Annotated in this window: 9 protein-coding genes; 3 read left to right on the top strand and 6 right to left on the bottom strand. The window is 36.8% G+C overall.

The genetic code is table 11. The annotated features are described in order from the left end of the window. From BZK14_RS01150 to fumC, 3 genes are all read right to left on the bottom strand, one after another. Window positions 1–309 (bottom strand): MFS transporter (locus BZK14_RS01150; protein ID WP_245831107.1); only part of this gene is annotated, 309 nt, incomplete at its 3' end. A 115-nt stretch (window positions 310–424) separates the two neighbouring features. Next, complete coding sequence (locus BZK14_RS01145; RefSeq protein WP_077924774.1) at window positions 425–1474, bottom strand: 2,3-butanediol dehydrogenase; 1050 nt, start codon at window positions 1472–1474, stop codon at window positions 425–427. 184 nt (window positions 1475–1658) lie between these two features. Beyond that, entirely contained in the window at window positions 1659–3053 is a 1395-nt protein-coding gene (gene fumC / locus BZK14_RS01140; RefSeq protein ID WP_281249040.1) for a class II fumarate hydratase, read from the bottom strand. Between the two features lie 196 nt (window positions 3054–3249). Here fumC and BZK14_RS01135 point away from each other — a divergent pair, with 196 nt between their 5' ends. Continuing rightward, entirely contained in the window at window positions 3250–6651 is a 3402-nt protein-coding gene (locus BZK14_RS01135) for an FAD-dependent oxidoreductase (protein ID WP_077924769.1), read from the top strand. Between the two features lie 154 nt (window positions 6652–6805). On the opposite strand, the gene BZK14_RS01130 is transcribed toward BZK14_RS01135, so the two are convergent. The 3 genes from BZK14_RS01130 to BZK14_RS01120 all read right to left on the bottom strand — a co-directional run bounded on the left by BZK14_RS01130 (window position 6806) and on the right by BZK14_RS01120 (window position 9449). Then, window positions 6806–7291 (bottom strand): YajQ family cyclic di-GMP-binding protein, encoded by a 486-nt coding sequence (locus BZK14_RS01130; protein WP_077924768.1) that lies wholly within the window; start codon window positions 7289–7291, stop codon window positions 6806–6808. Window positions 7292–7443: 152 nt separating this feature from the next. Further along, complete coding sequence (locus BZK14_RS01125) at window positions 7444–7662, bottom strand: HP1242/YdcH family protein (RefSeq protein WP_077924767.1); 219 nt, start codon at window positions 7660–7662, stop codon at window positions 7444–7446. Between the two features lie 155 nt (window positions 7663–7817). Next, window positions 7818–9449 carry a Na/Pi cotransporter family protein gene (locus tag BZK14_RS01120; RefSeq protein WP_077924766.1) on the bottom strand — a complete coding sequence of 544 codons (1632 nt, stop codon included), beginning with the start codon at window positions 9447–9449 and terminating at the stop codon, window positions 7818–7820. A 341-nt stretch (window positions 9450–9790) separates the two neighbouring features. Here BZK14_RS01120 and BZK14_RS01115 point away from each other — a divergent pair, with 341 nt between their 5' ends. Together BZK14_RS01115 and hslV are read left to right on the top strand one after the other, a co-directional pair. Continuing rightward, window positions 9791–10486, top strand: a complete 696-nt coding sequence (locus tag BZK14_RS01115; protein ID WP_077924765.1) for a potassium channel family protein — start codon at window positions 9791–9793, stop codon at window positions 10484–10486. Between the two features lie 92 nt (window positions 10487–10578). Next, window positions 10579–11118 carry an ATP-dependent protease subunit HslV gene (hslV, locus tag BZK14_RS01110; protein ID WP_077924764.1) on the top strand — a complete coding sequence of 180 codons (540 nt, stop codon included), beginning with the start codon at window positions 10579–10581 and terminating at the stop codon, window positions 11116–11118. Window positions 11119–11120: the final 2 nt, after the last annotated feature.

The following is an 11120-nucleotide window of genomic DNA, read 5'->3' as shown; positions in this document are numbered from 1 at the left end:
AAAAGAATTAGCAAAAAAGCAAATAACATGGCTAATAATAAATATGATAAAAATGAACAATAGCAATCTCTTACGCTCCACATTGCCCACCATTAACAATAATGGCAATGATGCTAAAGCAACAATCCAGGCATAAATAGTGATCATAATCCCAGCTTCAGCGGCAGACATTCCAAAGTCACGACCAATATCACTTAATAATGCAATAGGAATGAACTCTGTTGTATTAAAAACAAAGGCCGCAAATGCCAAGCTAATAACACACAACCAAGCTGTATTAATATGAAAATTTTCTTGCGCCTGTTTCACTTTTATATCCTTTGATACCATCATCTGATATCAACATTTTAATCCAATAAAAAATCCTCTGAATGATTATTTCAGAGGATTCAAATAACAAATTTCAATATCTAGCATTTAGGGATTATTTTTCACCACTCAATGTTACTAGGATTTTTGATTGAGTTTTATCAGACACTAATGTTTTAAAACCTTCTTCCACAATATCTTTAAACTCAATTTTTTTCGTAATGATTGATGTTACATCTAATTGCCCAGATGCCATTAAATCAATTGTTTCTTGGAAGCTTGAAGGTGAATATGCAATCGAAGATGTTACTTTCACACCTGTATTGATCAATTGCATCGGATGCCATGAAATTGGATTAGCAAAAATAGAAATGATTACCATTGTGCCACGAGGTTTAGTTGCATAAATGGATTGCTCGACCGTTTTTTGTACGCCCGCCACTTCAAAAGAAACATCCACACCGCGCGGAACAATTTTGCGAATCGCTTCTACTGCATCTTCTTTACCTGAATTGATGATGTGCGTTGCACCAATTTCTTTCGCCATTGCTAAACGTGAATCTGATAAATCCAGTGCAATGATCTTAGTTGCACCACCTGCTTTTGCAGCAGCGATTGTCACTAAACCAATTGGGCCTGCACCAAAGACTGCCACAGTATCACCAAAGCGTAATCCACCTTCTTTCACAGCTTGTACTGCAACTGCCGTTGGCTCAATCAATGCGGCTGTTTCTAAGGACAAATTATCAGGTAAGTGATAAACCGCAGATTCAGGTACATTCACAAAGTCCGCAAAGCCGCCATCACAGTGTAAGCCAATGAAGCTAAAACCATCATAAATATCATCGTATTCGCTGCGTTTACCATGCGTGATTGTTGGGTTAACAGAAACGCGATCGCCCACTTTATATTTTGTAACATCTTTACCAATCGCTTCTACTATGCCAGAAAACTCATGACCCATTGTTAATGGCGCAATGCCACCCGTTAATAGGTCATTGGCTTTTGTTGGAATGAATACAGGGCCTTCTTCAAATTCATGGAGATCACTACCACAAATTCCCGCCCAAGCAACACGGATTGTCACTTCATTATCTTTTAAAGATTTCAATTCACGATCTTCAATACGAATGTCTTCACGACCATGCCAAACAGCTGCTTTCATCATTATTCTCCTGCTGGATAAAAAATATAAATCATGGTTCTACAATAGCAGATATGCATGTAAAGCAAGGTTAATGAGAATCGTTATTATTGATATTTATCATTAATTATAGGTTTATTATAAAAAAGCCACTCTCACGAATGGCTTAAATTTCTCAATACATTTAAATGATTATCGAATCATATTAAATATTACCCACCATTTTGGTTGGAATCACCCATTCATCAAACTCAGCTTCAGTTAAAAAGCCTAATTCTAATGCTGATGCTTTCAATGTTAGATTTTTCTGATAAGCATTTTTTGCAATTTTCGCTGCTTTATCATAACCGATGTGCGGATTTAATGCTGTTACCAACATTAATGAGTTATTCAATAGATCATCAATACGTTCTAAGTTTGGTTCAATACCTTCAGCACAGTGAATATTAAAGCTATTCATCCCATCCGCCAATAAACGCACAGATTGTAAGAAATTATTAATGATCATCGGGCGGAATACGTTTAACTCAAAGTTACCATTCATACCGCCAATATTCACAGCAACATCATTGCCCATCACTTGCGCACACGCCATTGTTAATGCTTCGCTTTGTGTTGGGTTAACTTTACCTGGCATGATTGAGCTACCTGGTTCATTTTCAGGAATACGGATTTCGCCAATGCCACAACGTGGGCCAGAAGCTAACCAACGAACATCGTTTGCAATCTTCATCAATGATGCTGCTAAACCTTTCAATGTACCGTGCGTATAAACTAATGCATCTGTTGTGCCGAGTGCTTCAAATTTATTGGGTGATGTCACAAAATCTTGTTTGGTGAATTCAGCAATCACACGTGCAACATTTTCAGAATATTTTGGTGGCGTATTTAAGCCAGTACCAACTGCTGTACCGCCCAATGCCAATTCTGATAAATGTGGCAATGAACCTTTAATATGACGATGAGCATTTTTCAACATCTCAACCCAACCAGAGATTTCTTGCCCCAATGTTAATGGCGTTGCATCTTGTAAATGTGTGCGGCCAATTTTAACGATCATTTTAAAATCATTAGATTTCTTCTCTAAAACTTTTGTTAAAGATTCTAATTCAGGCAATAAATGTGTTTGGATTGCAACCACAGCAGAGATATGCATCGCTGTTGGGAATGTATCATTTGAGCTTTGTGATTTATTCACATCATCATTTGGATGGATCAAACGTGCTTCGCCACGTTCACCGCCTAATAATTCACTTGCACGGTTAGCGATCACTTCATTCAAGTTCATATTGGTTTGTGTGCCAGAACCAGTTTGCCAAATTGCCAATGGGAATTCTGTCGCGTGTTTGCCTTCAATGATCTCATCACATGCCTCTAAAATAACTTTTGTTTTTTGATCATCTAATAAACCCGCTTCATTATTCACAATTGCAGCTGAACGCTTCACTATTGCCATCGCTGTAATTAAATCTTTTGGCATTTTTTCTGTCGAGATCTTAAAATTTTCTAAAGAACGTTGGGTTTGTGCACCCCAGAGCTTTTCTGCTGGCACCTTAACATCACCCATTGTATCCTTCTCAATACGAAACTCGTTTGACATCATATCCTCCATGATTTAGTGAATGTACTATAAATGTAGCTCATTAGAGACAATAATCTATACCTATTTTGCAAATAAGCAATACTACATAATAAAATGATGATTTACATCGCAACAAAAAATTGAAATATTCGTTACAATAGCGCCCTATTTAATATTTCAAAATGAATGACCACTTTAGTGTAGGATGACTGAAATGACCAACTTTGACGAACTCTGGAAGCCTTTTGCGCTTTCATTTGATGCCCTTAAAACCAAAGAAGGATTAGAGTCGCTTGACCAACTATTTTTAAATAGTTTATCACCCGAATTAAAAACTCAAATTGAGTCTTGGCGTAACCAAACATTAACCTTAAATAAAATTGAAACTTCAGAATTACAAATACAAATTGCTGAGGCGCTGAATCAATTTATCTCAAATACATTACAAATTCAAAAAGATACTGAATTTTATTTCACACAAGCTAAGGATGAAGCGACTGTATTGCAGTTTAAAGATCGCTATATTCAACGTGGTGCAAAACGTTATAAACAAGAGATTACTGAAACTTTCGATACATTAACCGATCGTTTAATGGCAAAAAGCAATGCAACGGCAGAAACATTTGAATTTGATTTAGCCAAATATGCCGTAACATTAGAAGCAGGCTCTGATGAAGAAAAAGAGATCATCGAATGGGGCGCTTTAGCTTTAAATACGGAAGAAGGTCAAGCAGTCACAAAAGGTTGGGTTTCTTTTAAATTCCCAGAGCGTGTTGATCCTCAAAACTTAGTCAATAATGAAGAAGTAATCTTTAAAGGTATTCCTGTTCGCCAAGGCAATGGTAAAGAGCGCCGCCGTGACGGATTTCATTTAACAGATAACCGCATGTGTGATCATGACATCGCAGGCGAAGTGGATTACTGTAAATATTGCCACGATCATGAAGGTGATTTCTGTAGTAAAGGCTTCCCTGTTAAAAAAGCTCAACCTGAATTGGGTTTAAAGAAAGATACATTTGGCAATACACAAACAGGTTGTCCTTTGGATGAAAAAATCTCCGAGATGATCACATTGCGCAAATCAGGTCATGTAATCGGTGCATTAGCAATGATCATGATCGAAAATCCAATGGTTCCTGCAACAGGTCATCGTATTTGTAATGACTGTATGAAGGCATGTATCTATCAGAAAACTGAGCCTGTTAATATTCCTCAAATCGAAACAAACGTATTAACAAGTGTTTTAGAATTGCCTTGGGGTATTGAGATTTATGATATTTTTACTCGTTGGAACCCATTAAAGCAATCAGCTTACTTACCAACAGATGGCAATAATCGCAAAGTATTAGTATCAGGTTTAGGCCCTGCTGGTTTCACGATGACACATTATTTATCTCAAGCAGGTTGTCATGTTGTGGCTGTAGATGGTTTAAAGATTGAACCATTGCCTGAAGCCATTATCAATGGCCCTGTTGAACATTGGTCATCTTTAGAAGAAGATTTAGCAAACCGTATTTTATATGGTTTTGGTGGCGTTGCTGAATACGGTATTACAGTTCGTTGGGATAAAAACTTCCTTCGTTTGATCTATTTGGTATTAGCTCGTCGTAACAATGTACAGATCTTTGGTGGTGTGCGCTTAGGCGGTACATTGATGTTAGAAGATGCCTTTGAATTAGGCTTTGATCACGTTTCAATGGCAGTTGGCGCAGGTTTACCACGCGTATTGAACATTGAGAACTCATTGGCTCGTGGTATGCGCCAAGCTTCTGACTTCTTAATGGCAATGCAATTGACAGGTGCTGCTAAGCAAACTTCCCTATCTACATTACAAGTGCGTATGCCTGCTGTTGTCATTGGTGGTGGTTTAACAGCTGTAGATGCTGCAACAGAAATGCAAGCTTACTATATTAAACAAGTAGAAAAAGTTTTACATCGTGTGGATACCTTGGGTGAAGAAGCTGTTCGTGGTGCGCTATTCACACCTGAAGATCATGAAATCCTAGATGAATTCATCACTCATGGTCGTGAAGTAAAAGCAGAGCGTGAACGTGCAGCTGCCGCTGGCGAAGCTCCTAACTTTACACCTTTATTGCACAAATGGGGCGGCGTTTTATTAGCATATCGCCGTACAATGCAAGAATCCCCTGCTTATACTTTAAACCATGAAGAGATCACAAAAGCATTTGAAGAAGGTATTTTCTATGGCGAATCTTTAAACCCTAAAGGCGTAAACTTAGATAAATATGGCCATATTGAAACCATTACCTTTACAAAAGATGGCGAGGAAGTGACCATTCCAGCACGTACAGTATTAGTAGCTGCTGGTACTTCACCGAATACGATCTATGCAACTGAACATGGCACGATCGAAATTGAAGATAAACACCATTTCCAAGGTTATGATCTACTCGGCAACAAAGTTGAATATGATCGTGAGAAGAATGTGAAAGATGACTTTGCACCTTTCACATCTTTTGAGCATAAAGATCATCGTGTTTCATACATCGGCGATACACATCCAACATTCAACGGTAACGTTGTTAAAGCCATCACAAGTGCAAAACGTACAGCGGATCAAGTGATTGAATCCATGAAGGCATTACCTGCGAACCATTTATCCAATGATGAATTGAGCGCAACAATGACTGAAGGTTTAACAGTGACTGTTCAATCTGTGAATCGTGATAACCCTGCGGTTGCTGAAGTTTGGGTAAAAGCACCATTTGTTGCGAAAAACTTCCAGCCTGGTCAATTCTTCCGCTTACAAACATATGAAGTGGATGGTCAGATCATTGAAGATACACGCATGCAGATTCCATTGTTTACAGCATCAGGTACAGGCTCTAAAGATGGTGCAATCCGTTTGATGGTGTTCCAATGGGGTGTTGCACCACGTTTAATCTCTCGCTTGAAACCAGGAGATTGTTTAGTATTGGCAGGCCCAACAGGTGCGCCAACAGATATTCCAACGAATAAGAATATCTTAATCATGGCAGGTCGTTGGGGTACAGCAATCATGTTGGATTTAGCACCTGTATTGCGTGAAGCTGGTAATAAGATTACTTATATCGCAACGCTTGCTCAAGCTTCTGAAATGGATAAAATGGATGAATTGGAAGCGAGTACAGATCAGATCATTTGGTGCGTGCAAAAAGGCGATAAATTAGAGGCCCGTCGCCCTCAGGATTCATCAGTAGTCGCAACCGATATGATCGAATTACTTGAAAATCTAAACAATGATGGCGTTGTGGATTTATCTAGGATTGATCGTATGTTGGCATTAGGCTCTACAGGTTTATTAAAAGGCTTACAAAAAGAATTATCACCTAATGGCCGCTTAATTGATATCTTTAAACCTGATGTTGAAGTGATGGGAACTGTTGGTAGCCCTATGCAATGTATGATGAAAGGTGTTTGCGGTCAATGCTTACAATGGCAGATTGATCCTGTAACAAAACAGCGCACAAAAGCTGTATTCACTTGTGCAGGCCAAGATCAGAATGTTAAAGAAATTGACTTGGATAACCTAACCGCACGTACAAGCCAAAATAGATTATTGGATGTGATCAACGTTGCTTGGTTCAATAGAATCTTAACCAAAGCTGATCAATAAAAATATCTTTTACAATTAATATTGCTCCCTACGGGAGCAATATTAATTGATGTTTGGTATTGATGACAGAATATATCTCGCCTTCGAGCGAGATTTTTATTTAGCCATATAAAAAAGGGCTTTAATTAGCTCCCTTTTAATGTATATGTTTAGCTTAATCTCTAAAATTATTGAATGCCAATGGCAAATCTTTAATTTTTTCTCTCAATACCGCCATCGTTTCTTGTAGATCATCGCGTTTTTTACCACTCACACGAACGCTATCGCCTTGGATTGCAGCTTGTACTTTCATTTTTTCATCTTTGATCACTTTTACGATTTTTTTAGCTTGCTCAGTTTCAAGACCAAATTTAATCGCAATGTTTTGCTTAACGATCTTCCCTGATTTTTCTGATTTTGCATTCAAATCTAAAAAACGAATATCCACATTGCGACGTGCCATTTTAGAAACCACAACATTCAGCACTTGTTCTAATTGGAAATCACTGTCGCCATAAAGCACCACAGTTTTATCATTCAATTCACACTTTGCTTCTGTGCCTTTAAAATCAAAACGTGTTTCAATCTCTTTGATTGATTGATCCATGGCATTGCGAACTTCTACCATATCTGGTTCCATGACAATATCAAATGAAGGCATAATCAGCTCCTTTCTCTTAAAATTAAATAATCATAGATGATATCGCAAAATACCAAACATTTCTGCAACGTTGCGTGCATGATGATCAATATATAAAATCAAAAGGGAGCACATATTGCGCCCCCTTACATTTATTCTGAGATGAATTAAAATTATACTTGTGCTTTTTGATAAGCAACGCACATAGCATATATTTCATCCTTAAGATACAGCTTCTCCTTCTTCAAGGCATCTAACACAACATAATCCATTCGATCTTTACTAGCTTGTGAAATTTTTTGATCTAGCGCGCTATGCTTTGCAAACAGACTAGCAAAACGACTATTTTCTGCTTTCAATTTTGAAATTACATCTTTAAATTCATGTAGCATAAAATCTCCTATCAAAGTGTGATACGAAACTCTAAGATACCTAATTTCACTCAAATGAGCATTTTTATCTAACAATGAATAACTAAGATCAATCTTATTATGATTTAAAAGGCTCAATTATCAAGCCTTTTAGAATTTTGTAAAAATTGTAAATTTTATTTATTGTTAGCTTTTTCAAAAAGCATCTCTGCAATGTTATGCGCATGATCGCCAATTCTTTCTAAATTTGACAATAAATCCGTATAAGTTAAACCTGATTTTGCAGTACATTCACCATGATTCAAACGATGGATATGTTGCTTTCTTAAATAACGTTCCATTTCATCAATTTCATCTTCTAACACATATACCTGCTTAGCTTTTGACAAATCAACTTGATCCAATGCTTCAATTGATAATGCTACAGAGCGAATAGTAAGCTCAAACATTTCATAAACTTCATTCCGTGCTAGCTCACTCAATTCGATATTACGCTCGTTCATAAAGTTAATTTGTTCAATGATATTTTCAGAGTGATCACCAATGCGTTCAATGTCACAAACTAAATTCAGCATTGCTTGTAAATCATTTGAATCTCTAGGTGTAATTGAATGAGGGAAAATTTTAACTAAATATTTGGTAATCTCTTCATCTAATAAATTAATATTTTTTTCTAAAACTTCTGATAAGTTTGCATCTTCAGGATTATTAGTTTTCAAATATGATAATGCTGATTTTAAACCATCTAAACTTAAATTCCCCATGTGCACCACTTCTTTTTTCGCTTGACCAATTGCAATGGATGGTGATTTTTCGATTAAAGTTTCATCCAAATATAATGCAACTTTTTTAATAGGTTTTTCTCGCTCAGGTAATAACTTAGTGACTAAATATGCCCACAATCCAATAAAAGGTAGCTGAATAAGTGTGTTTGCAACATTAAATGTGCCATGCGCAAATGCAATCTGCATTTTTGGCTCTAGCCCTAGCCAACTTGTGATCCAGAGCATAAATTCTGTAAATGGTCCTAACAATATTAGAAATATAATAGTACCTGCAACATTGAACAACACATGAACCGCAGCTGCCCTCTTTGCCACAATGCTTGCACCAATTGCTGCTAACACTGCTGTAATCGTTGTACCAATATTATCACCAAATAATACTGGGAGCGCTGCATCTAATGAGATTAAATTTTCAGCATATAAGCCTTGCAAAATACCAATTGTAGCACTCGATGATTGAACAATTAAAGTAAATACCGTACCCACAACAACGCTAAGAATCGGGCTGTGGCTCATTTCTACAATCAATGATGTAAAAACTGGCAAATGACGAAGTGGTGCTAAACCGCTACTCATTAAATCCAAACCGATGAATAAACCGCCAAATCCAAATAAAATCTGCCCAAAATTTTGAACTTTTGCAGCTTTAAAGAAGAATAGCATCACAGAACCCATTAGTAGAATGGGATAAGCATATTCACCAATGTCAATGCCTATAATAAATGCTGTCACAGTTGTACCAATATTTGCACCCATAATAACACCAATAGCTTGGCGCAATGTCATCAATCCTGCACTAACAAGCCCAACTGTAATTACTGTTGTTCCTGAACTTGATTGAATCAGCACAGTGACAAAAATACCTGCCAAAATTCCCATCAATGGATTAGTGGTAAAACGATCCAAAATTGTGCGTAAACGATTACCCGCAGATTTTTGTAAACCATCACCCATAAATTTTATGGAGAAAAGAAATAAACCTAAACCACCCAAAAAATGGAAAAGTATCTGTTGCCAATCCATGTAAGACCCCAAGAATGAGTACAAAAGATGAAATAAAAAACGTATTCTAATCTATTATTTATTAGAATACGCCATTATCCTTCATTTGATCACTTTATGATCTGTGCTGAGTCAAGATATCTTCGATATCATAATATTCAAGATGCCCTTGAATCACTGCCAATCAACTTCATCGAAGCATTCATTCATATAGTTTTCTGGGAATTAATGTGCGTTTAATGGATCTGTTATAAAACTCATAGTATTTTACCCAAATAATATTGATTCTTTGTATTATATAAAGTACCAGCAAAACTTAGGAATACCACATGATTGACCCAAACAATAAGATTCAATAAATTATGAGCTTTCAATTAAATCCCAACTTTAAAAAATCATTGCTGAAATTTATTTATGCATCCACCATTGTTGCATCACTAGTTTTAGTAATGGATATAACGCTATTCGATATTCCAAACATCAATCAAAATCCTTTAATTCGCCAAAACCAATTACAATTTTGGATTTGTATTTATTTCTTATTTGATTTCTTTTTACTCTTCTTATTATCAGATCATAAATATAGCTATTTGAAGCGCTATGGCATTTTGATCTTAATATCTATTCCCTACATCAATATTTTTGAATATTATAATATTAATATCTCTCATCAAAGCTTTTATCTATTGAAATTCTTACCAATTTTACGAGGTACAATCGGTTTATTCCTATTAGCAAAGCTATTGATTAACAACAAAATCACAGGGTTATTTGTCTCTTATATTGCACTATTTTTCTCCATTGCCTACTTACAAACTTTGATCTTTTTCATCTTTGAAAATGGCATCAATCCTGATGTTAAAACTTATGGCGATGTTCTTTGGTGGGCTTCCATGACAGCCACAACATTAGGCTCAAATATCATCCCCATCACAACTGCTGGGAAAATTAGTACAGTAATACTAGCCATTACAGGGATTACCATCTTCCCTATTTTCACCGTTTATATCACAAGCTTAGTACAAAACCTTAACCATCAACGCAATATATCTGAGTAGAAAATTACCATACTACGATTGAATACCTTGAAATCATAAAATTCATCCGCATTTTAAAAGGACGTAACTGAAACAATGAACAAGGAGTTCAAATGGAACAATATCGTGGCACCACGATCTGTGCTGTTAGACGTGGCAATGAAGTTGTCATCGGCGGCGATGGACAAGTCTCTTTAGGCAATACTGTAATGAAAGGCAATGCCCGTAAAGTTCGCCGTTTATACAATGGCAAAGTCATCGCTGGCTTTGCAGGCGGTACAGCAGATGCATTCACACTGTTTGAACGTTTCGAGGCTAAATTAGAACAGCACAACGGCCAATTAACACGCGCTGCTGTTGAATTGGCAAAAGATTGGCGGACTGATCGTCAATTGCGCCGTTTAGAAGCATTATTAATTGTTGCTGACCCCACGGCTATTCTTGTAATTTCAGGTAATGGTGATGTGATCGAGCCTGAACATGACATGGCAACCATCGGTTCTGGTGGTGCATTTGCACAGAGTGCTGCCCTTGCCTTGTTAGATAATACTGAATTAGATGCAGAATCTATTGTGCGCAAAAGCTTAGACATCGCAGCAGATATCTGTATTTACACAAATCACAATCAAACGATTGAAAAATTAACGTTTTAGGA

The sequence above is a fragment of the Wohlfahrtiimonas larvae genome (assembly GCF_002006755.1).
GTDB classification, from domain to species: domain Bacteria; phylum Pseudomonadota; class Gammaproteobacteria; order Cardiobacteriales; family Wohlfahrtiimonadaceae; genus Wohlfahrtiimonas; species Wohlfahrtiimonas larvae.
This window is presented reverse-complemented; position numbering and strand designations above follow the sequence as displayed.